This window comes from Enterococcus quebecensis (genome assembly GCF_001730365.1).
Lineage (GTDB): Bacteria > Bacillota > Bacilli > Lactobacillales > Enterococcaceae > Enterococcus_L > Enterococcus_L quebecensis.
This window is the reverse complement of the sequence record NZ_MIKB01000013.1, coordinates 71596-96699: the sequence shown is the minus strand read 5'-3', so window position 1 is coordinate 96699 and position 25104 is coordinate 71596. Positions and strand designations below refer to the sequence as shown.

13 protein-coding genes are annotated in these 25104 nt (G+C 33.8%); 8 read left to right on the top strand and 5 right to left on the bottom strand.

From position 1 onward, the window contains the following. Nucleotides 1-6: 6 nt before the first annotated feature. The 6 genes from infB to BCR23_RS06670 all read left to right on the top strand — a co-directional run bounded on the left by infB (nucleotide 7) and on the right by BCR23_RS06670 (nucleotide 7492). A complete protein-coding gene (gene infB / locus BCR23_RS06700) occupies nucleotides 7-2511 on the top strand; it encodes a translation initiation factor IF-2 (RefSeq protein WP_069634717.1) in 2505 nt (834 codons plus the stop codon). Between the two features lie 32 nt (nucleotides 2512-2543). After that, complete coding sequence (rbfA, locus tag BCR23_RS06695) at nucleotides 2544-2894, top strand: 30S ribosome-binding factor RbfA (RefSeq protein ID WP_069634716.1); 351 nt, start codon at nucleotides 2544-2546, stop codon at nucleotides 2892-2894. 294 nt (nucleotides 2895-3188) lie between these two features. Next, on the top strand, nucleotides 3189-4433 hold the full coding sequence (locus BCR23_RS06685) for a coiled-coil domain-containing protein (RefSeq protein ID WP_069634714.1): 1245 nt from the start codon (nucleotides 3189-3191) through the stop codon (nucleotides 4431-4433). A gap of 214 nt (nucleotides 4434-4647) precedes the next feature. Continuing rightward, complete coding sequence (gene truB / locus BCR23_RS06680; protein WP_069634713.1) at nucleotides 4648-5568, top strand: tRNA pseudouridine(55) synthase TruB; 921 nt, start codon at nucleotides 4648-4650, stop codon at nucleotides 5566-5568. A gap of 17 nt (nucleotides 5569-5585) precedes the next feature. Further along, nucleotides 5586-6527 (top strand): riboflavin biosynthesis protein RibF, encoded by a 942-nt coding sequence (ribF, locus tag BCR23_RS06675; protein WP_069634712.1) that lies wholly within the window; start codon nucleotides 5586-5588, stop codon nucleotides 6525-6527. Between the two features lie 272 nt (nucleotides 6528-6799). Further along, nucleotides 6800-7492, top strand: a complete 693-nt coding sequence (locus tag BCR23_RS06670; protein ID WP_083241906.1) for a 4'-phosphopantetheinyl transferase family protein — start codon at nucleotides 6800-6802, stop codon at nucleotides 7490-7492. Nucleotides 7493-7793: 301 nt separating this feature from the next. Here the strand turns inward: BCR23_RS06670 and BCR23_RS06665 are convergent, their stop codons facing one another. The 5 genes from BCR23_RS06665 to BCR23_RS06645 form a co-directional block, all read right to left on the bottom strand. Next, nucleotides 7794-8486, bottom strand: a complete 693-nt coding sequence (locus BCR23_RS06665) for a thioesterase II family protein (RefSeq protein WP_069634710.1) — start codon at nucleotides 8484-8486, stop codon at nucleotides 7794-7796. Nucleotides 8487-8531: 45 nt separating this feature from the next. Continuing rightward, on the bottom strand, nucleotides 8532-10238 hold the full coding sequence (locus tag BCR23_RS06660) for an ABC transporter ATP-binding protein (RefSeq protein WP_069634709.1): 1707 nt from the start codon (nucleotides 10236-10238) through the stop codon (nucleotides 8532-8534). A 345-nt stretch (nucleotides 10239-10583) separates the two neighbouring features. After that, the gene (locus BCR23_RS06655; RefSeq protein WP_069634708.1) at nucleotides 10584-10814 is read right to left on the bottom strand and encodes a hypothetical protein; all 231 of its coding nucleotides are present in this window, start codon (nucleotides 10812-10814) and stop codon (nucleotides 10584-10586) included. A 4-nt stretch (nucleotides 10815-10818) separates the two neighbouring features. Further along, nucleotides 10819-11523 (bottom strand): hypothetical protein, encoded by a 705-nt coding sequence (locus BCR23_RS06650; protein ID WP_069634707.1) that lies wholly within the window; start codon nucleotides 11521-11523, stop codon nucleotides 10819-10821. Next, a complete protein-coding gene (locus BCR23_RS06645; protein WP_069634706.1) occupies nucleotides 11516-12244 on the bottom strand; it encodes an ABC transporter ATP-binding protein in 729 nt (242 codons plus the stop codon). The genes BCR23_RS06650 and BCR23_RS06645 overlap by 8 nt, the downstream gene beginning before the upstream one ends. Before the next feature lie 629 nt (nucleotides 12245-12873). Between BCR23_RS06645 and BCR23_RS06640 the strand changes: the two genes are divergently transcribed. Together BCR23_RS06640 and BCR23_RS06635 are read left to right on the top strand one after the other, a co-directional pair. Next, complete coding sequence (locus BCR23_RS06640) at nucleotides 12874-15996, top strand: non-ribosomal peptide synthetase (protein ID WP_069634705.1); 3123 nt, start codon at nucleotides 12874-12876, stop codon at nucleotides 15994-15996. Between the two features lie 2 nt (nucleotides 15997-15998). Beyond that, nucleotides 15999-25094: a non-ribosomal peptide synthetase gene (locus tag BCR23_RS06635; RefSeq protein WP_069634704.1), complete on the top strand. Its 9096-nt coding sequence runs from the start codon at nucleotides 15999-16001 to the stop codon at nucleotides 25092-25094. Nucleotides 25095-25104 lie beyond the last annotated feature (10 nt).

The window sequence follows — 25104 nt, the reverse complement described above, 5'->3', positions numbered from 1 at the left end:
GATTGCATGGGGAAAAAAAGAATTTATGAATTAGCAAAAGAGATCAATCAATCAAGTAAAGATGTTGTGGAGAAAGCACATGCATTAGGTATGGATGTGAAAAATCACATGGGTGCAATTTCTTCTAATGATGAATTAAAACTTCGTCAAGCATTCGGAGGAAATAAACCAGCACAACCACAGCAAAAACCCGTAGCTAAACCACAAGCAACACAAAGTGGTCAAGCGCAAACAAAACCAGCAAATCCAAAACCAGCCAACCAAAATGGAAATAGACCAAACCAAAATCAAAATAAACCACAACAAAACGGACAAAACCGTCCGCAGCAAAATAATCAAAATCAAAACCGTCCGGCACAAAATGGACAACAAAATAACCAAAATCGTAACAACCAAAATCGAAACATGCAAGGAAGCAGCCAAAATATGACTCAAAATCGACCGCAACAAAATAATCAAAATCAAAACCGTCCAGCTCAAGCAGGACAACAGAATAATCAAAACCGTAATACACAAAACACAAATCAAAATCGTCCAGCGCAATCTGGACAACAAAACCGTCCGCAACAAGGACAAAGCAATAACAACTCTCAAGGTAACCAAAATCGTAACAATAGTTTTGGTGGCGGTGGACAAAATCGTAACCGTAATGGCTACAACAATCAAAACCGCAATAGATTCAACAAAAAAGGCAAAAAAGGTAAATATCAAGAATCAACAAAACCAGCAGTTCCAGCACGTAAGTTCCGTGAACTACCAGATGTATTAGAATATACTGAAGGCATGAACGTAGCAGACATCGCGAAGAAAATTCACCGCGAGCCAGCTGAAATCATCAAAAAACTCTTTATGATGGGCGTTATGGTTAACCAAAATCAATCTCTAGATAAAGAAACGATTGAATTGTTAGCTGTTGACTATGGTATGGAGGCACAAGAAAAAGTTCAAGTGGATGTAGCCGACATTGATAAATTCTTCGAACCAGAAGCTTTAGTTGAAGAAAATCTTGTTACGCGTCCGCCAGTTGTAACAATTATGGGTCACGTTGACCATGGTAAAACTACTTTATTAGATACATTGCGTAATTCACGAGTAACTTCTGGTGAAGCAGGTGGTATCACTCAGCATATCGGTGCTTATCAAATCGATATCGATGGTAAACCAATCACTTTCTTAGATACGCCAGGACATGCGGCCTTTACAAGCATGCGTGCACGTGGAGCAGGTATTACTGATATTACGATTTTAGTCGTTGCAGCAGATGATGGTGTGATGCCTCAAACAATTGAAGCAATCAACCATGCTAAAGCAGCGGAAGTGCCAATTATTGTTGCAGTCAACAAAGTAGATAAACCAGGTGCAAATCCTGATCATGTAAAACAAGAATTAAGCGAACACGGTTTGATTCCAGAAGAATGGGGCGGAGATACGATCTTCGTAAACATTTCAGCGAAATTCAACCAAAACATTGACGAATTATTAGAAAATATTCTTTTAATTGCTGAAGTAGAAGACTTGAAAGCTGATCCAACACAGCGTGCTATCGGTACTGTAATCGAGGCTCGTTTAGATAAAGGGAAAGGTCCAGTTGCGACATTACTTGTTCAACAAGGCTCTCTAAAAGTTGGTGATCCAATCGTTGTCGGAAACACATTTGGTCGTGTTCGTGTGATGACAAATGATATCGGTCGCCGTGATAAAGCTGTAGGACCTGCAACACCAGTTGAAATCACAGGGTTAAATGACGTACCACAAGCTGGAGACCGTTTTGTTGTCTTTGAAGATGAAAAAACAGCTCGCCAAGCAGGTGAAGAACGTGGCAAACGTGCCGTTCTTGAACAACGCTCTGCTAATAACCGTGTAACATTAGACAATTTGTTTGAAAGTCTAAAAGAAGGCGAATTGAAAGATGTTAACGTAATTATTAAAGCGGATGTACAAGGAACAGCAGAAGCATTAGCTGCCAGCCTACAAAAAATCGATGTTGAAGGTGTTCGTGTTAAAATCGTTCACTCGGCCGTTGGTGCAATCAATGAAAGTGATGTTACACTTGCAGCAGCAAGTAATGCGATTATCATCGGATTTAACGTTCGCCCAACACCGCAAGCGAAACAACAAGCAGAACAAGAAGAAGTGGATATTCGTTTACACCGTATCATCTACAAAGCAATCGAAGAAATTGAAACAGCGATGCAAGGGATGCTTGATCCTGAATTCGAAGAAAAAATTACTGGTCAAATGACTGTTCGTGAGCTTTATAAGGTTTCTAAAGTTGGAACAATCGCCGGATGTTATGTGACAGAAGGATCAATTCGTCGTGATAGCGGAGTTCGAGTAATCCGTGACGGAATCGTTATTTTTGAAGGTAAATTAGCTAGTTTGAAACGCTTCAAAGATGATGCTAAAGAAGTTAAACTTGGCTTTGAATGTGGAGCTATGGTTGAAAACTTCAATGATCTTAAAGTTGACGATGTGATTGAAGGCTTTGTGATGGAAGAAGTAAAAAAATAATCACAAAAAAGTAAGAGAGAAGGAGAAACTGTATGGCAAATTATCGTGACCGCCGAGTAGGTCAAGAAATTATGCGTGAAATCAATGATATATTGAGAAAACGCGTTCGGGACCCACGTGTGCAAGATATTACGATTACCGATGTTCGAGTAACTGGTGATCTGCAGCAAGCGACGATTTATTACAGTTTGTTATCTGATCTGGCTTCTGATCAACAAAAAGCACAACAAGGATTAGATAAAGCAAAAGGGTTGATCCGTAAAGAATTAGGCCAGCGTTTGACATTATACAAAACGCCGGAACTAATTTTTGAGAAAGATGAATCTGTTCAATATGGTAATCATATTGATGAGTTGATTCGTAAGCTGAATCAAGGAGACTAGGATAATTTGATTTTAAGTCAAATCGTTTGCTAGAAACTTGATAGATAATAAATTGATTGAGCTAATTGGGCTTAAAATCATATAAGCAAAAAGCCAAATAGGATAAATCCTTTTTGGCTTTTTTGTATATTCTTCAAAAAAATTTCTGAAGACTTTTTTACAAGAGAATTATTTTTTGTAACTAGATTGAAAGAAACTGTAACAGTTTTATCGAACAAACTAGAAAATTTTATGATATTATTGTATGATACAAAACTTATTAAAAACAGCCACAAACAAAATGGAGGTTTAATCGTGAAGAAAATAAAATTATCATTAGTAATAGCTTGCATGGTGACAGTTACAGGAACAATGGCTCCAATTAACTCACTAGCTGAGGCAACTGATAAAAAAATAGAACAACAAGATAAAGCAATTTCAGCATTGAAAGAGAAGCAAAAAGGAGTATCTACGCAAATTGCTAGCCTAGAAGAAGAGATATCTTCAATTTACAATGAAGGAATCAATTTAAATAAACAAAAAACAGATTTAGGTAAAGAGTCTGAACAATTGAAAAAAGATATAGCTGCATTAGATGTGCGAATCAATAAACGTACAGAAGCAATTCAAAAACAAGGAAGAAATGTTCAAGTAAATGGACAAGGGACTCAGATTTTGGATATCATTTTAAATTCAGAATCAATTTCAGATGCAGTTAGCCGAGTTCAAGCAATTTCTTCAATTTTAACAGCGAATAATGATTTGGTTCAACAACAAAAAGAAGACAAATCACTTATTGAACGTAAAAAATCAACCATCCAAAACAACTTGGCTGATATAGAAAAAGCAACGATACAGCTTGAGAAGGAAAAAGATAATCTTGTTGCCAAACAAGCAGAATTGAATGTTTTAAAAGCAGAAGTAGATTCTGAAACATCTAGTGCTGAAAGTTCAAAAAATACATTATTAAAGCAACAACAAGAATCATTAAAAGCTCAGCTTGCAAATGAAGCAAAACAGAAAGAAACAAAAAAAGCTGCTGCGACTAACGAAACAGAAAAAACAGCTGCCCAACCAGAAAGCACTGATAAAGTTACCAACTCTACAACTGATAGCACGCAAGAATCAAGTTCAAGTGAGGCTCAAGGAAATAGTTCAAATAATTCAAATAACTCGGAAAGTACTAAACCGTCTGAAACTCCTGGTAACCCAGTAACACCGCCAGCTACTTCTGGGGATGCAACGTTCCAAGCGTTGAATGCTTTACGTGCAGCTCATGGACTGAATCCAGTAAGTTGGGATGCTGGACTTGCGGCATCAGCAACTAGCAGAGCTTCGATCATGCAAGATTTCCAGATCCCATCGGATCATTGGAATAGAGGAGACGAAGTGATTGCTTTCATGTTTGCGCCTGGAAATTCTGTAATCATGGCTTGGTATAATGAGACTAATATGGACTCTCCATCTGGTACGGGACACAGAGATTGGGAGTTGAATCCTAATATGTCACGTGTTGGATTTGGTTATGTGGGAGATGTCATTGTGGGTCATTCTGCATAATAATAGTTTCAAATTAATCGCAGATCTTGATTTTTTAAGGGACTAATTAAGGATAAACCAAAACTGATCGTTTGTTTTGGTTTATTTTTTTGTGGGATAAATGGTGTAGATGAGAAGTAGATAGTTTGTTCAAAACTGCATTTGAAAAAATGATATTTTTGTATCTTCTATGCTATAATAAACAAGTTAGTAATCCAAATGGAGGAACAAATAGATGGACGGTATTTTACCTTTATGGAAAGAAGCGGGAATGACTAGTCATGACTGCGTTTTTAAACTAAGGAAAATTTTACATACAAAAAAAATCGGTCACGGCGGGACCTTAGATCCGGATGTATCTGGAGTTTTACCTATTTGTATTGGTAAAGGAACCAAAGTAATTGAATATATGGTAGATTCTGGCAAAACATATGAAGGAGAAATTACATTGGGTTTCTCTACAACAACAGAAGATGCCAGTGGTGAAATTGTAGAAAAGGTCACACTCTCTCAGCCTTTTTCAATAGAAGAAATCGATGCAGCTATGAAGACAATGACAGGAGAAATCACTCAAATTCCGCCAATGTTTTCCGCTGTCAAGGTTAATGGCAAACGATTATATGAGTATGCCAGAAATGGTGAAGAAGTTGAACGACCAGTTAGAAAAGCGATGATTTACTCTTTTCAGCGGACGAGTGAACCAATATTTGATGTAGAAAAGGGAACTCAAAGTTGGCGTTTTAAAGTAGTTTGCGGTAAAGGGACGTATGTTAGAACGCTATCTGTAGATACTGGAACAGCTCTAGGTGTGCCAGCTCACATGTCCGATTTAACGCGTACAGCTAGCGGAGGATTAGCTGCTGAACAATGTTTGACGTTAGATCAAGTTTCCGAAACAATGACGCAAAGTAAAATCGATGAAATATTATTACCAATTGAAACAGCTATCAAACAATTTCAACGAGTTGATTTATCAGATGAACTTTATCAAAAAGTTAAAAACGGTGTTCGTTTAACACCTGGTGAACTATCGTTAAAAGAAATGCCTGATGATCTGTTGGCATTATTTTATCAAAACCAAGTTGTTAGTCTCTATATGGCACACCCGACAAAACCTAATGTATTAAAACCTAGCAAAGTGCTAAGAAATAATTAATAGAAAGAAGTTTTATCATGCAAGTTATTCCAATTAGACATCCATATAATTCAGAACAAATTCCAACAGACGATGTTGTTATGGTACTAGGCTTTTTTGATGGTGTTCATCGTGGGCATCAAACAGTAATTCAAACAGGTAAGAAATTAGCTGAAGAAAAAGGTGTAAAATTAGCTGTGATGACCTTCAATCAGCATCCTTCTATTGTTTTCCAAAAAGTATTACCGGAAAATATGAAATATTTAAATAGCTTAGAACAAAAAGAACGATTAATGGAAAAACAAGGTGTAGATATTTTATATGTGATTGAATTTACTTCTGCTTTTGCTCATCTAGCACCGCAAGAGTTTGTAGATCAATACGTTGTTGGACTTCATGGGATAGCTGCGGTTTCAGGATTTGATTATACGTATGGTCCTAAAGAAATTGCTGATGTTGATCATTTGCCTGAATATGCTAAAGGGCGTTTTGAGATTGTTACTGTGAACAAAGAAGAGCTGGATGGTGAAAAAATCAGTTCAACACGAATTCGTGAGTTAATGGCTCAAGGTAGAATGGAAGAAGTGACTGAGCTGTTAGGTTATGTTTACGAAATTGAAGGAACTGTTGTCCATGGAGATGCTAGAGGTCGTTTGTTAGGTTTCCCTACAGCTAATATCAAAGTGAAAAGTACTGTCCGTTTACCTAGAATTGGTGTTTATGCCGTGAAAATCCAAGTTGGAGACAAATGGTATGTTGGCATGGGTTCAATTGGACATAATGATACGTTCGGTGATGGTAGAGAGTTGACCGTAGAAGTTTATATACTAAATTTCCATCAAGATATCTATGGTGAACAAGTAACTGTTCGTTGGAATCATTATCTACGTGACCAAGTAAAATTTGATGGTGCGGATAATTTAATTATTCAGTTAAAACAAGATGAAGTAGACACAGCAACCTATTTTTCGGAAGGTTAGTCAAATGAGTAATAACTAGTTCCACAAGCTATTAAAATGCTTGTGGAACTATCGCATTATAAGTGCTTGAATAGTTTTTAAAGAGTATGAATAAATAAAATTAAAGTGATTTTCATTATTTAGAAGTGGCCTTTGAGAGGTGACTATACGACGGAAATGTTTGTTCTAACGGGATGAGATATGAGTTTAGCACAGTTTACTTTTGGTATTTGGTAAAGGAATTTTAAAAAGATAAAAAGTATTCAAAAAATGGTTTTTAAAGGGTGAAGAGAATGTTGACTATGTATTACGCTAATATTCTAGATTTTAATTTTGAGGGTCTACTGACGTCTTGTGGAGCACTTATCTCAAAAGAACGGAAAAAGCAGATTGATAGCTTAAAGTTCAAAGAAGATAAAAAAAGATCCTTAATCGCTGAGATACTAATTCTAAATGCTTTGGTTTGTGATTTTTCATTTCTTACGAGCGATATTAAATTTTTGAAAACGGAGTATGGAAAACCTTATTTAGATGGTAGTAGATTACAGTTTAATATTTCTCATTCCGGAAACTACGTTATTTGTGGGGTTAGTAATGGATGTTTAGGAGTTGATATTGAAGAATATGGAGACTGTCACAAAGAATTGATTCACTATTTTCATCCTGAAGAAATACTAGAGTATAACAAGTTAAATTCTTTTCAGCAAAAAAAATATTTCTACGATTTTTGGAGTTTAAAAGAAAGTTATGTCAAATACCTTGGTCTAGGTCTTTCATATAATTTAGACTCTTTTTATTTAATAAAAGAGAAAGAAAGATACTCTGTAATTAGAGAAGATGGTGAAGAAACTAGCGTAAAGCTGGAGATACTGAATATAGACAATCAATACGCTTGTTCTATTTGTTATGAAGCAGAGCGAGTTGATCGGATAGAGAAGTTTGATAGAAAACAATTAAAATACTTTATGGACAAATCAATACTTTGACTGATTAAGCTTTGAGAGCCCAAAGTATTCGATAAATGCTATAACAAAAACACACTAATTCTTAGTGTGTTTTTGTTATAGCAAGAAATGAAAGTAATGTTATTTTTAAATCTAATATCGATAACAGACTTCAAGAAATGTAAAAAAAGTTACCCGAAATACCAAGTATGAATTTTGAGTTAATAGAAGTTTACATAGGTGGCTTTGAAGTCTGTTATCTAAACAATCATTTAAACTACTGTTTACCCTTTTGGTTTGGTGAGGGATTAGTGTTCATAGTGGTTTATAAAGCCCAATTTTTTTACTGTATTTGATTATGAATGAATCTACATACTTGATCGGGATACTTATTGATAAAGAAGTGATTCCCCTTGAAGCGTTTAATCTCTACAATCTTTTGCAGATAATTAGCCCAATTATTTTCAAACTTAGTCACTGTTTCATCATCATTACCATTAAGTATAACTGTTGGTACAGCAGGTTTACCGTGCTCTTCGTAGAGGGAATAACTTTGAATAACTGAGAAATCTGCTTGAATGATTGGTAGAAAGTAATCTAAAAATTCTTGATTTTTTGTAAGTTCGTGAGGGATTCCACCAAGATTTGATAAATGTTTGAGCAGTTCACCACTTGATTGTGAATCACTATTTTTCTCTTGTCTAAAGCTGTCTGGCGTGCGAGTGGCAGATAGGTAAAGCCGATTTAGTTTGCCGTGCGGGAGCTTTTCTATTCTGTTTGAAACGGAATAGGCTAGTAGACCTCCAAGGCTATGTCCGAATAATTGAAACTCTTCATTTATATCAATGTTTTCAATTATTGATTGGAGAATCTCTTCAACCAGTTGAGAAAAATTAGTAATCAATGGTTCATCCAATCTGGTACCTCGACCAGGCAGTTCGATAGAAACAATTTCCAACTTTTCAGAAAAATAATCTTTCCACTGAAAGTAAGTTGAACTACTTCCACCTGCGTAAGGCAGACAAAATAGTTTCATTGTAAGAACTCCTTTTTAATATGTTAATAAGAAAAATTATGGTAATTATGTTGCATACTGAGAGTTATAAAATTTAGAAAACAATCCACTTTTAGTTATTAGATTGTCGAAAGACCCTTGTTCAATCACTTTACCATTTTCAATATAAATCACTTCATCGTATTTATTTAAAACTTCTTCATTTATTTTATGAGTAATTGAAATAACAGTAGTTCCCCTTAAGCTTAACAGCTTTGTTTCAATATCTCTGGAAGTTTTAATATCCAACGAAGAGGTGCCTTCATCTAAGATCAGAATTTGAGGTTCTCTAATAACAGATCGAGCAAATGCTATTCGTTGTTTTTGTCCTCCGGATAGATTTGTGCCATTTTCACCTACAGGAAAATGATAGTCAGTAGTATCGATGGTGTTTTCCTGTATAAATTCCTCTAAGCCGCTGAAATATAAGGAAGAATTAAAGCTTTCGTAACTATAGTTATTGTGGAGGCAGATGTTGAAATAGAAAGAAGCATCAAATAGGTAAACGTTTTGATGGAGTACAGATACAATATTATTCAAACAAGAATTTTCAATCATTTTTAAATTTAGATCATCATAAAAAATATCTCCAGAATAATCAGAATAGCTACCTGAAATGATCTTGATGAGTGTAGATTTACCACAGCCACTTGGGCCAACAATCGCATATTTTTTTCCTTTTTTAAAGGATAAAGAAATATTGTTCAAAACATTTTTTTCTGGTTTATAAGAGAAAGAAAGATTGTTGACTAAGAGTTCATTATTGAAAGATATATTTTTATCAAATGATTCGTTAATAGGCAACTGTGACTCTTTGGCGTGTTCTTTTAGCCTGTCTAAAATTGTTTTTGTTCCAGAAATTTTCGGGAAATTTTGCATGATAATCATAACTGGATTTACAAAAAAGCTACTTAATTGTATCAGTGCAACTAAAGTTCCAACGGTAATATTACCAATGAGAACAAGGTATGCTGCAATAAAAATGACAGACAACATCGAAACTGTTGCAAGAATATCAGAGATACTTTCATTTAAAGCAATGAAGCGATCAGCATCATATTTGCTAGTGGCTAACTTAGTATTTTCTTTTTGGAAACTCTCTTTGATATAATCTTTCATATTGTAGGAATTGATTACTTCGAAACCAGAAAAATAATCTTTAATTTTCTTTGTAAAGGAAGCATATTGTTTGATCAAATTGTTTTGTTTTCTTTGTAAAGACTTACCAATAAGGCCAGGCACGACAAACATGAGAAGTAAAGCTATAAAAAGATAAACAGCAATTAATGGGCTGTAGAACAAGATCAAAACAAGCGTACCAATAAATGCTGCAATATTTGATAGGATTAGTAACATGGGGTTTAAGTAATTTTCTTCAATTAATTTGATATCGTTACTTAGTAATGATAGATAATCCCCAGAGTTTACTTCCGTAAATTTGCTGATGGATTTATTCATAATACCAAAAAAAGCATCTTTTCTCATGTTCTGAGTAATCTGGCGAATCAACTTTTTTGAAAATAATGAACTGGTATATTTTAAAATACCTAATAGAATAAAATAAATAATGGTTGTTGTAATAACTTTAGTGAATTCCGAAAAGTCATTTTTAGTTGCAAGATCAATAACTTGTTGTAATAATATAGCGACATAAACTGTTGCAAGGGAACTCAGAACAACTAATAAAATGGTGATACTCGATATAATTGGATTTTGTAAAAGATATCTTTTCATAATTATAAAACATTCCTTTCGCTATGAAAAAGAGTCATAACGCCATTGAATAATAGTATTCAAGGACAATTAACTGCAATCAAAAGCACGTTAATTTTTGTTTACATAAATAATTTTGCCGCTGAAAGTTGTATTCTATCAGGTTAAAAATAACCAACTTTGAAAAATGGTTATTCCGTGCAGCGTACTCATTTTTAAACTAGTCAAAAATGAGTACGCTTATTTCATAATGCTCTTCAATATCTAAATAAATATCTTTCATCGAAGAATAGATGAAGGAATAAAACTTTGTCGTAATATTTTGACTAGTACTTATGGAGCCTTGTACTCTTTAAAGGATGACTATTAGAGTGACATCCTAAGTATGTTAAAAACGATAATCAAACCTCCAATAATAAGCAAGGAATTGCTCCAGAATTTTTTTTCTGGATATTTTTTTAATAACAAACCAACTGCTATCAATGCTGCACTGAATATAATATTAATGATGAGTAGCACTGAGATTTGACTACCAAATAAGCTTGTATTATGCCCTTCAAAAATTTTCTCTAAAGTACGATCAACAAATTTCTCCATTTATTTACACCTCCATTTTTTCTACTTTATTTGCTAGGTATAATGATGAGATACTGGCTCCAACTAGAACAATAACTAGAAAAGTGTTGAAAAGCATTGTCAGTTGTTTTCCGTCTGTCAGGTTGAAAATGATATTACAGAATATAGAGCCCATAATGACAGCTGATAGGATAGTTGTTGGAATACTTTTTTTATTAAAACCTATACTAGCTGAAATGATACCGATACTGCCTGAAAATGCAGCAAGTTGCAAAATATTTGGTAAAAGATAATACCATGAAAAGCGATCTGACATAAATGTAAACATACTGTTAATAAGACTTAAACCAATAAAAACAATTAAAGAGCTTAACATATAGGTAACAAAAATAAAAATAAAAACACTTGCTAGTTTAGCAACTAACATTTTTTTTCTGCTTACTGGATATAAAAAGAATAAAGCTGCTTGCTTTTCTTGGTATGCCTCGATGACTACTTTAGAGTACATAACGGAACTAAGAACACCGAAAGCGAGTAAAATGATCGCCGATCCTAATGGAACTAAATAGGAAAAAAAAGTGAAATTCTGCATTTCAATATCTTGCTCGTTATAAGAGACAAAACCTAAAAGCGTGATCAGAGCAAGCAGACAAACAGTAAGTGTGATGCTAGATAGTAGATATGTTTTTATATTAGTTTTTTTAATTTCTAATTTCATTAAATCAAGCATAATTTTTCCCTCCTGAAACAATTTCCATATACAATTCTTCCAAACCGTCAGGATGATGTTTCTGAATTTCTTCCATCGGGAGTTCAACCTTTAATTCTCCATTAACTATAAATCCAATAGTATCTGCTATAAGCTCAATTTCACTTAAAATGTGACTTGAAATAATCAATGTCATATTTTCTTCTTTTACTAAGCGTAAAAAAAGCTCTCTCATTTCAAGAATTCCCATAGGATCAAGCCCATTAATCGGTTCGTCCAAAATAAGCAATTCTGGTTTATGAACTATGGATCTGGCAATTGCTAAACGTTGGCGCATACCTAAGGAATAGTTTGAAACAGGTTGGGTGTTTTCAGCATCTAATCCAACAGTTTCCAATACCTCTGTAATATTTCCTTCTTTGCAGTTCATATATTGTAGATGGATAGCCAAATTTTGCTGAGCAGATAAGTGTTCAATGAAGATAGGAACTTCGATGATACTTCCTATGTTCTTTAAAAGAGTATTTTTATGTGTAGCTGTATTCCTATTGAATAATTCAATTTTTCCATTTGTTAACTGTTGTAAACCAGTGATTAACTTAAATAATGTAGTCTTTCCTGCTCCATTTGGACCTAGTAGTCCGTAAATTGTTCCTTTTTCAACAGAAAATGATACTTTTTTGATTGTTTCTTTCTGATTGAAAGTTTTAATAATATTTGATACTTTCAAGATATTCGTCATATTTTCTCCTATTCTTAATTAGTTTAGATTTTTTCTGAAATCAAAAGCTTGAATTTAAGATATATTACATTTGGTTCTCAACATGAGTAAACAAAATCCGCCTAGGTATAACAATATTTTTAACACAATATATATAAAAGTCAACAAATAATGGGAGATTGATATTTAAAGGTCAAAAACTGTCATTTTAGAGACAAAATAATCTGCAGTTTAAAAAAACAGATAACGTGTATTTAATTAAATGGTTAGTATTTTGCTTATATAGTATTAAGTTTTAAATTGGAGGTTTATTCAGCGTAAAATAATAACTATCAGTTAGCTGAATTTGATGACGGATATTCCATTAATAACAAGTGGGATTTATTTGGAGAAAATTTCGTAACATACAGTACGACTTTTTTAAGGAAAAATAGTTGTTATTTTAGTTTTAATTCTATACTAAAAATTTACTTTGTATGCAATTCCCACTCATTTTGAAAGTTAGTTTGAGTTGATTTTATGCAAAGTTTTTTTATTTTTTCAATTGTGATATTCGAAATGTAACTAATCACTTAAGTTATATATGACTTAGGTAGGGGGGAGAAAATTATTTCTATTAAATTTTTAAAATATAAGGAGATTAAAAAATAATGAAATGTTTAATGTCAGAAGTTCAAAAAAGATTGTTTGTTCTTGATCAAGCTCAAGGGGAGAACATCAGTTATAACATTCCGATGGCTTTCAAAGTAGATCAAGCTATTTCAATAGAAAAACTAAAAATTGCACTAAATAAAATGATAATGAATCACGAAATATTGAGGACATCTTTTACTATGATAGATGGAGAATATTGTCAACTTATCGGAGAACCATGGGATATAAAGATAGAGCAAAAAAAGAAACAGCAAACTCTACAAGAAGCAATGTATTCATTTATTTATCCGTTTGATCTTGCGAAACCTGAACTATTTAGAGTTCAATTTTTTGAAGGAAGAGAAGAGCAATTTCTTCTTTTTGATTTCCATCACATTATTTTTGATGGTGGGTCTATTGCCCCTTTTTTTGAAGAGTTATCCCAAATGTATCAAGGAGCATCGGTAGATAAACCAAAAATTCAATATAGGCATTATACAATCTGGAAAAATTCTCTGACTGAGGAGAGACATGAAGGGTACTGGTTGGAAAAATTTTCATCTGGTGTTCCAATATTGGAATTGTATACAGATTTTTCCAGAGGTCAAACAAAGACCTATAAAGGAGATGAAGTGATAAATAGAATTGACGAAGAACAATCTAAACGTATAAAGTTATTCTGCAGAAAAAATAGGATTAGTGAATATTCTTTCTTTTTAGCTGCATTATATATATTACTTCAAAGACATTCACTTCAAAATGATTTGGTCATTGGTACTCCGACATCGGGACGAAGCCATCCGGAAACAGGTAATATGTTGGGGATGTTTGTGAACACATTAGCGTTAAAAGTTAATATGGAGGGAACATGGACAGTAAAACATTTTTTAAATCATGTAAATAAGTTGTGTTTGGAAAGTTTTTCTCATCAAGAATACCCATTTGAACAATTACTCAGTAATCTTTCTTTTAATACAGATTCGTCTAGAAATCCGTTGTTTGATGTAATGTTAGTTCTACAAAACAATGACAAAACTACATTTACTCTCGGGGAAGTTAATTTAATACCAGTAAATGTCAAAAATCAGGTTTCAAAATTTGATCTTACTCTATCTATTGAAGATTTAGATTCAGGGTTCGAGTTTTTTTGGGAATATAATGTCTCACTTTTTAAAGAATCAACTGTTCAGCGATATTCGCAACAATATCTTTTTTTATTGAATGAACTACTTACTGAAGCTGAAAAAGAACTGACTCAAGTAGCACTTGCTCAATCAGAAACAAGAATATCACATACGGAAAACCGAGAATTGAAACAGCTGCAACAAACAATTATTGAGAAATTCACTTTTATTGTTCAAAAATATCCAGAAGATATTGCTTTACGCTTTGGCTCGGAACAAATGACTTATTTAGAACTAGATAAACGTTCTTCAGTAGTGGGGGAACATTTAAGAAAAAGTGGTGTGAAAAAAGAAGACATTGTTGGCTTTATGACCGATAAATCATTTGAGATGATTATCGGTATTTTGGGAATATTGAAATCAGGAGCAGCTTACCTGCCACTTGATTCGGGACATTCACCAAGTAGACTTGAGTATATGCTGACTGATAGTTCTGTCAAAACACTTTTAGTAGGTTCTTTAGCTGATTCTGAAGTTTTACAAAGGTTAAAATGTGAAAATGTTCTTTATATAAATCAGCTTGAAAAAAACTGCGAAGTCAAAAATGAATACCAAGGCCAGGGTTCAGACTTAGCTTATATCATTTATACCTCTGGAACAACTGGACATCCTAAAGGTGTTTTGGTTGAGCATCAAGGAGTGGTAAATCTAGCTGAAATGCAAAGTGTACTAGGTGATTATCAACCAGGAGATCAAGTGATGCAGTACTTTAACTATATATTCGACGGATCGGTATCTGAGATTTTTTCAGCACTTTTAAATGGCTGTACATTAAAAATACTTTCAGAAGAAGTAAGACTTGCTCCAAAACAATTGATTAGTGAAATGAAAGATACTCATTGTCAATTAGTTCCGTCACTTTTTAGTGTTCTTTTCGATTATTCCTCAAAGAACTGTTGTTTAGACGATTTATTTGCATTTAAGAAACTTTATTTAGCAGGAGAAACATTTCCAGTAGAGCTGGCAGAGAAGACTTATGATTTGAAACGAGAGAAACTAAAGGATGTTTTTAATTTATACGGACCAACAGAAAATACAGTTTGTGCAACAGCTTATAGTTTAGCTGAGTATGTGAAGGGGCAAAAAGTACCTATAGGAAGACCTGTGGCTGGTAATCAAGTGATAATTATGCAACAGGATCAGGAGTGTGGCATCGGCTTGGTTGGAGAGATTTGTTTATCAGGAGTTGGTTTGGCACGAGGGTATTTAAATCAACAAAAACTAACAAACGATACGTTTATTAAACATCCATTTAGGCTAGAGGAGAGGATTTATCGGACTGGAGATTTTGGGAGATGGAATGAGGACGGTCAAATTGAATATTTAGGTCGAATAGATGATCAGATGAAGTTTAGAGGGTTTAGGATTGAGTGTAGAGAAATTGAAGATCGAATTCGGAAAATCACTCAAGTTAAAGATGTAGTTGTAACCGTAAATATAGATACGGGAAATGAATATCTCGCAGCTTACATACTTTCGGATGCTCAGTTGAAGCAAAACGAGATCGTGGAGCAACTCTCAGAGTACCTTCCAGACTACATGATTCCAAGTTTTTATCTATGTCTAGAAGAGTTCCCAACAAATTCTAGTGGAAAAGTTGATAGAAAATTGTTACAGCAATTAGGCGGTTTGTCTACATCTTTGACAGACGAAGATATAGACGTTCAGTTAACTGAAACGCAGAAAACGATTAAAGAAATATTTGAAAGAACATTGAATATTGAAAAAATAAGTTTGAATGACAGCTTTTTTAGTTTTGGAGGAAATTCGCTGAAAGCGATTGAAGTCATCAATTTAATAGAAGATTTTTTCTCTATACAATTAGCAATTCAAGATGTTCTTACATTAAAAACGGTGGAAAATGTTTCTCGTAAAATCGAAGAGTTGAAAGAAAAAAACGACAATGACAATTGTTTTGCTGAAGATATGATGATTTTTGAGGCGGAGGAACTATAACTATGATGAAAAAATATAAAATGAGTTCGGGGCAAAGAAGATTATATGCAATTGAGTCTTCTGAGAGTGCAGGAACTTCTTATAATATGCCAATTGGATTATATTTTAATGGTAAATTGGATAAGGTTCAGTTGGATAAAGCATTATCTGAACTTTCTGAGAAATATGAATTATTGAGAACGACTTTTACTGTTGAAAATAATGAATTTATTCAACTTGTAACGACAAAACGTTTAGTCTATTTGGAGAGTGATTTTAAAGAGCGAGAAATTGATTCAGAAATTTTGATGGCAGATTTTGTGCGGCCGTTTAATTTGAAGACTGGCCCTTTGATGAGAGTGAAATTGGTTGAAGTTGAGAATGAAGGATCATACTTAATGATTGATTTGCATCATATTATTGCTGATGGAGAGTCTATTAGCTTGATTTGGAAAGATCTGTCAAAAGCTTATCTTGGAGAAAATTTGAATCCATTAAAACTACAATATAAAGATTTTAGTGCTTGGGAGAATAAGCTAGTTTTAACAAAACAAAAACAATTCTGGCATGATGAATTTAAAGATGAATCACCACTTTTAGAGCTGCAAACTGATTTTCCAAGAAAAAATAAACAGACTTATAATGGTAATCTATTAAAATATACCTTAGACAAGGAGCTTTCCGAAAGTGTTAGTCATTTTTGTCAAAAGTACGAAATCACGGAGTTTATATTCTTTCTGAGTGTTTTTAATATTTTACTTGGCAGATATGCAAGACAGAAAGATGTTATTGTAGGCTCACCTTTTTCTGCTAGAACCAATAGGCAATTAGCAAGTATGTTGGGAATGTTTGTCAATACATTACCAATAAGAACTGTAATTGATGGGGAGCAACAATTTGTTGATTACTTGGAAGGACTCAAAAACAAATGTTTTTCTATATACGAAAATCAAAATTATCCATTTGAAAGTTTATTAGAAGATTTAAATTTGCAAAGAGATTCGTCTAGAAATCCGTTGTTTGATGTGATGTTTGCCCAAGAGTCTGCTAGTGAGGCTATTGTATTAGATGAGATGGAGGCAACAATTCTTAATACTGAAATTAGTACAGCAAAATTTGATCTATCGTTAACCCTAGTAAAAGACGAAGAAAAGTATGTTTTTGGCTGGGAGTATTCTACAGATCTTTTTAAAAAACAGACAATAGAAAGAATGTCTGTCCATTTTGAAACACTAATTTTGGCAGTGATATCGCATCCGAAAGCTCCTATCAATGAACTGAATATGATTAGTGTAAGAGAAAAGAAAATGCTCGTTGAGACTTTCAATCAAACTGAAGCTGTTTATCAAAAAGATAAAACAATCATCCAATTGATAGAAGAACAGGTTCAAATTCGTCCGAATGCTGTAGCTGCTGTGTTTAGCGAACAAGAGTATACTTATGCAGAATTGAATGCCAGATCGAATCATATTGCTTGGAAGTTAAAAGATAGAGGCATTGGGCCGAATCAAATTGTTGGAATCATTAGTGAGAGCTCAATTCAGACATTGACTGCTATTTTAGCCGTTCTAAAAGCTGGTGCAGCTTATATGCCGATTGATCCAAAACATCCTATTGATCGAGTAACCTATATTCTAGAGAAGAGTTGTGCAAAAATAGTATTAATAGGAGAAGGTGGAGATAATCTAGCCGCTGAAGTCCAGACCACTTTTCCTGATATGGCAATTATAAATGTTGAGAATAAATCAGTTAAACTGAAAGAAAATCTTTCTTTAACTGCAGGACCTAAAGATTTGATGTATGTTATTTTTACGTCTGGTTCGACTGGAACACCGAAAGGAGTGATGGTTGAAAACCAAAGTGTTGTTAATGTCTGTACATGGCAGATAACCAATGGGGAAATCGACTCTAAAACAAAGGTTATTCAAAATTACAACTATATATTTGATGCTTCCGTTTCGGAAATTTTTCCTACCTTGATGGCAGGCGGTACATTGTTGATGCTGACTGAAGAGGAGAAAAAAGAACCGAGAAAATATTTAGATCTTTTAAAAGAAGCTCAACTATGCTGTGTTCCTTCTATGTTTCGTGAGATTTTGAATTTTGCTGAAACCAGTGATCGATGTAATGATATTATTAGTTTTGATAAATTGTATCTGGCTGCTGAGGCTCTGCCATTAGAACTATTAGAACAGTTCATGAAAGTTACAGGAAGAGATTTAACAAATATATATAACATATATGGACCAACAGAAACAACTGATTCTGCTGTTTTTTACGATTTTTCAGGAATAAAAAATCCTGAAAAAATATATATAGGGAAACCAATTGCAAATTTAAAATTATACGTGTTGAACGACAAAGATTTATGTGGAATCAACGTTCCAGGAGAACTTTGTATTGGCGGAGCAGGAGTTACTAGAGGATATCTGCAACAGCCTGAGTTGACCGCAGAAAAATTTATTGAAAACCCTTATGCTTCCGGAGAAAGAATCTATCGGACTGGGGATTTGGTTCGATGGTCGGAAGATGGTAACATTGACTACCTTGGTCGTATTGATGAGCAGGTAAAGATTAGAGGTTTTCGTATTGAGCTTGGAGAAATTGAAAGCAGACTTCAGCGTGTTCCAGGAATTAGAGAAGCTGTCGTGATTGTGAAAAATATAAATAATACTAAATCAATTTGTGCCTATTTTATTTCAGACGAAGAAGTTACCGAGGCAAGTCTAAATGAACTATTGTCCTATACTTTACCAAATTACATGATCCCTCAGTTTTTTGTTCGTATGGACGTTTTTCCTCGTACAAGAACAGGTAAATTGGATCGAAAGAGTCTCCCTGAACCGATCATTCATTCGGATGGTATATGCGTTCCTCCAGATACAGAAGCCGAAAGTGCTGTTATTCAAGTGTTCACAGAAATATTGAATATTAAAGAAAAACTAAGTGTGACAGCGAATTTCTTTTCTTTAGGTGGGGACTCTATAAAAGCTATTCGTATTGTTTCTAAACTGAGAGAAGAGGGTTATCAAGTCACTGTACCAGATATTATGGGTAAGAAAACACCAAGGAAAATTGCAGAGGGGATTACAAAAGAAGTAGCAAAAATCATTGATCAAGCCGAAGTCAGTGGTCCAGTCACACCAATACCAATCCAAAAAGATTTTTTAGAAACCGAAAGTGGTGAAAAACATCATTTTAATCAGTCAATGCTGCTAAGAATTCCATCTAACCTAAGCTGTGAGTTATTAGAAAATGCCTTTCAGAAACTATTGATTCATCATGATGTACTTCGAGCGGTTTATGATGAGGGAGAACAAGTAATTCTATCCGTAAAAGATACTCCAATGGTAAAAATAAACCCATATGATTTTTCTAGCTTATCCCAGGCAGAAGGTGAAAAAATGCTTGAGGAAGTAGGGAATGAGCTTCAGAGAAGTATTAATTTGAAAACAGGACCACTTGTTAAAGTAGCGATGTTTAAGCTATGTACAAGTGAATATTTATTAATAGTTATTCATCATTTGGTGATTGATGGTGTATCATGGCGAATTCTTATTGAAGATTTGAAATCTCTTTGTAGAAAAGACTTAGTCAATAGAGAAAATCTGCTGCCGGATAAGACGGATTCTTTTAAAAAATGGAGTGAAATGATTTGTCAATATAGTCAAAATTTTAGACTTCAGCAAGAGCTTCCATATTGGAAAGCAGTGGAGAAGCAGTTATTAGAAGGGCAGATTAGGTTAGAACCAGACCGTGTATCAGCAAAAGAAGAACAAATTGTTGTCACTCTCACAAAAGAAAAAACAGATCAGTTACTAAAAAAAGCAGGAAATGCCTATCAGACAGAAATCAATGATTTACTTTTAGCCGCAGTGGCTCAAGGGGTTTATTATGTAACTAATCAGAGCAAACTAGCTATCCAAATGGAAGGTCATGGACGCGAGGCAATTGATCCAAATATACAGATAGATCGGACTATAGGTTGGTTCACTAGTGTTTATCCGATTGTATTGGATAATCTAGGTTGCGATATCAGTCTGCTGATCCGTCAAACGAAAGAAACTATACGGAAACTACCAGTTAATGGAATCGGTTATGGGATTTTAAAAATGTTACCAGAATCTGAGTTAACCAATATACAGCCTGATATCACGTTTAACTATTTAGGTGAATTTCATTTTGACGATGACAATGAAAATGATTTTTCAATAAGTCCGCTTGAGCATGGTCGTGCGATTTCGGAACAAGATCAATTTCACACAAAGTTATCACTGGATAGTTTTGTATCAAATGGAAAACTTCAACTTACTTTAACTTATAAAGCTTCTGGTTTTTCAGATAGTCAAATGTCTTTTTTATTGGAAAGTATAGTGGAGTCCTTAGATGAAGTGATTACTCATTGTATTAAACAGGAAAAAACGATTATAACTCCTTCAGATGCAGGAGAAATTGAGTGGTCTCTTGAAGAGTTTAACCAAGTTGTTTCTTATTATGGACAGCGTAATTGTGAAATAGATAGAGTATTTCCATTAACAGGGATGCAAAAAGGGATGTTGTACCACAAAATTTTTGACGAAACAGATACTTCTTATGTTGTTCAAAGTAATTATAAAATTCAAGGACTGAGCACTGTTAATACTCTCAAAGACTCTCTACAATTACTTCAAACCAAACATGGAATTTTAGAAACTGCAATCACTTATCGGGACGTAAGTGAAGCTAGGCAAGTTCTTTTAAAAGGACGACCTATTGAATTAAGTGAAGTAGACATGTCAGAAATGTCAGAAAGTGAATACAAAAAAATGTTGGCAGATGATGTGAAACGAGGGTTTGACCTAGAGTCTGATTCTTTGATCCGCATGATTCTAGTTCACTTAGCTGATAACCAAAAGAATCTCGTAGTAACTTTCCATCATATTATTATGGATGGTTGGTGTAGTGCTGTTTTAATGAATGACCTGAATTATTTTTACACGGAGCTTACTAATGGGAAAAGCAAAGAACAACTACGGAGAAATATTTCAACAAGGTATGACTATGAGAAGTATGTTCGTTTAGTTAATCGGAAAAGTAAAGCGGATGGCTATGATTACTGGAAGAATTTATTGCTAGACTATGATAACTATGCTGAAATTCCAGCCACTATTTCTAATCAGCAAGAAAAAGAGGTGAAAGTATGGGAAGTAGGGTTAAATCAGACTAAAACGAAGGCTTTTGAACAACTTTCTAAAAAAGAAAGTTTAACATTGAATACGATAGTTGAGGTTGCTTGGGGATTACTCCTTCAAAAATATACAAATAAATCGGATGTTGTTTATGGAAAAATCGTATCTGGCAGAAATACAGAAGTTATTAATGCTGATACAATTATCGGCTTATTTATAAATACTATACCTATTCGTATGAAGACAGAGGTAGGAAATACGGTTTTGGAAACACTAAAAACAGTTCAAAATCAGGCGATTAATAGCTCAAACTATGATTTTATTCATCTTGCAGAAATTCAATCTAAGTGTACAAATATGGGGAATCGTTTGATTCAGTCAGTTATTGCTTTTGAGAATTATTATAATCAGGAATCAACAGAAGAGGGTGCTCTTGCATTCAATTTATTGAACGGTCGAGAAGAAACCAATTATCCATTAACTTTAGCAGCGTTTAAGGGCGATGTTTTAAAATTTGGTTTTATGTATAAGACAGATAAGTTTTCAGAAACAGATGTTCAACTGATTGCACGTCGTTTTATAAAAATTCTTGAAGAGATATTAGAAAAATTAGAAGAACCAATCGGAAATATAAACTATATTGATAGTTCAGAACAGCAACTACTGATCCAAAACTTCAATCAGAGTAATCATATTTTTGAAGGCGAGAAAACTATAGTTCAGAAGTTTGAAGAACAAGTGAGAAATAACCCTTCTAAGACAGCAGTCATATTTGGAGAGGACAGAGTAACTTATGAAGAATTGAGTCAGCGGAGCCAACAAGTTGCCACCGCTTTGATGAATCGTGGGGTAGTTTCTAAACAAATTGTCGCTTTAGCTGTTGGGAAATCAGTAGATATGATTGCTGGAATGATTGGCATTTTGAAAACAGGAGCAGCATATTTACCAGTTGATTTGAATCATCCTGATGAACGGATTGACTACATGTTGAATAATGCAGAAGCTTCCTTTATATTGCTTGGTGACAGCCAGAAACTTAGTAGAAATTTAGAAAGAAAGTATACAGTAATCGAATTAGGCGATACAAGAAAAGAAGAGATTAATAACAGGATGATTTCTATTTCTATAGAACCTCAAAATACGGCGTATGTCATCTATACATCTGGCACAACAGGTCGTCCTAAAGGTGTTGAAATATCTCATCGTAATGTATTAAATTTAGCAAGTTGGCAAAAAGAAAATGCTGAATTGACATCCTCAACAACTGTTTTACAATATTTTAATTATATTTTTGACGGTTCCGTTTGGGAAATATTTCCTGCATTATTAGCTGGTTCGGTCCTAGAGATCATCTCAGAAGAAGATAGAAATGACCCCGAGAAGTTACTCAAGCATTTTTGTGGTCGGCAGCTAACTATTGTACCGTCACTTTTCACTGCATTATTGGATTATGCTATAGAACACGATAGACTTCAGGAGTTTAATAGTTTTGATAAATTGTTTTTAGCTGGTGAGTCTTTGCCATCTGATGTTGTGATGAAATATGCAGATCTTTCTAATGGGAAAATTAAAGATGTATACAATGCATATGGTCCAACCGAAACTACAGTTTGTGCTACTATTCATCGTTTTGACAAGTTCTCCAAAGATCAGAGGATTTTAATTGGCCGACCGATTGGAAATACACACTGTTATATTTTGAATGGAACCGAATTATGCGGCATCGGAATACAGGGAGAATTATGTGTAGGTGGTGAAAGTGTCAGTAAAGGTTACATCAACCAAAAAGAGCTGACAAAAGAACGCTTTGTTGAAAATCCATACAATCCTAATGAAATCCTTTATAAAACAGGTGATTTAGCAAAGTGGACCCCTGATGGAGAGATCGAGTGTCTAGGTAGAATTGATGAACAAGTAAAGATTAGAGGATATCGGATTGAACTGGGAGAAATTGACCGCACCTTGAGAAGAATAGATGGTGTTATAGATGCCGTTACAGTTGTTAGAAAAATCAACGAGGAATCGATTATTTGTTCCTATATCGTTGGGAACGACTTGATTACAAAAGATATGGCATTGATTGAGTTGGAAAAAAATCTTCCAGATTATATGTTGCCAACTTTTATAGAAACATTAAAAGCATTTCCAAAAACAAAAACTGGAAAAATAGACAAAAACGCATTAATAACGCCGACATTTGAGCCTGTTTCCCAATGTAGAGAAGAACTGAGTGAAACAGAAAGAACAATTATCCAGGTATTTAAAGAAGTACTGAATGTGTCTAATGAAATTAGCTCAGAGCAAAGTTTTTTTGATCTTGGAGGAGATTCTCTAAAAGCCATAAAAGTGGTTACACAACTTAGGAAAGTTGGCTATGATTGTGGAATCCGTGAAATTATGAACAGAAAAACAGCAAAGCGAATTAGCCAAATTTTAAAAGAAAATGTGAAAACTAAAATTGAAACAGGATTAGCAGAACGTTTTAAAGAAGGTATAGAAAATGCTGATCTATCATTTAAGACATGTCGTGAGAAAATCATAAGTGTAGATCAAAAGGAAATTTGCTTATTATTTATTGAAGGAGTTACTGAGTCTCATAAAAAAATATTTTATAAAACGGCATGGAATCAGGATGAACAAACAGGATTGCCAAACTATCTTCTTGATTTGAAGACTTATAAAAATTATGAAAATGTTATGAGTAAAACTGAGTTTCGAAGAGCGATATCTAAAGATAATAGAAAGAGTAAACCTGTTTTGACAGAAGTTGATAAAGTATCAGAATCTATATCGTTAGGGCATAATGTTGGAAATCGTTATGAGCTTTCTCCTATTCAAGAGTATTTGCTAACATTCCCTTATTCAGTTATTCAAGATGAAATTATAATAAAAAGTTGGGATGAAGAGCTAGTTCTTTCTGCTCTCAAACAAACGATTCAGAGTAACGGTGCCATGAGAAGTATAAAACTGAATGGAACTCAAATAGTCGAATATCCTTTTGAAAAACATCGAGAAATTTCTTATTTTGATTTGAGATATGTTTCTGAAGAAAAATACCAGAATAATATTGAAAAAATTAAATCTTATGAAAGTTTTAAACAATTGACAGAAAACAGATTCTTGATGGATCTTTATCTTGTTAGAGAAGACGATATAACTTTTAAACTTTATTTAACATCACATCATATTGTATGGGATAAAATTAGTTCTCTGATAATTGAAGAAGAAATACAGGATTTACTACAGGGACGTAACTCATATGAGCAAGTAAAGCTTGCGTATTCGAGTTACGCTGAGCAAGCCAACCATAATCAATCAGTAGTGATTGAAAATAAAGAGGTTTCAGAGATGGTTAAAAATTACAGATGTCTTCTTCAGAGGTATCGTGATAAACATCTGGAAAATGAAATCATTCGTTCTGAGGCAGCTGTTTTGAATATTTCGGAAGATGTTGTCGGAGAGGTAGAAACTTGGGCAATAATTGATGAGATTGTTCATATCATAGCTAGTGAAAATCAGTTATTAGAAACTGATTCAGAATTGCCATTGCAATTTACTCAAGAAGAGCGAAACATTTTGACGGGTGATTTTACTCGTTCCGTAGGGCCAATAATTGATATGTTGCCGATTTTCAAAAATGATCAACACACGATTTTAGAACAGTTTAAATCTTCTCAAAAAATGAAAGAAAGATTTAATTTGAATTGGCTTAATCTTTTTAGGAGCTCTTTTGATACTTTTGATAAGGTTTTATTGATCAACTATCTAGGAGTCTATGAAATGGATGAAGAAGAGTTTCTTGATGATATTCACTCAACTAATTATGTGAAAAGTAGAGAGATAACAATCAGCAAATGTAAAAATCAGTTGCTTGTTCGTTATCCAGTATTTAGAAATAACAAAGGGAATACTAAACACATGCTGTTAAAGGCTTTCCAGAAAAGTAAATAATAAATGAAAG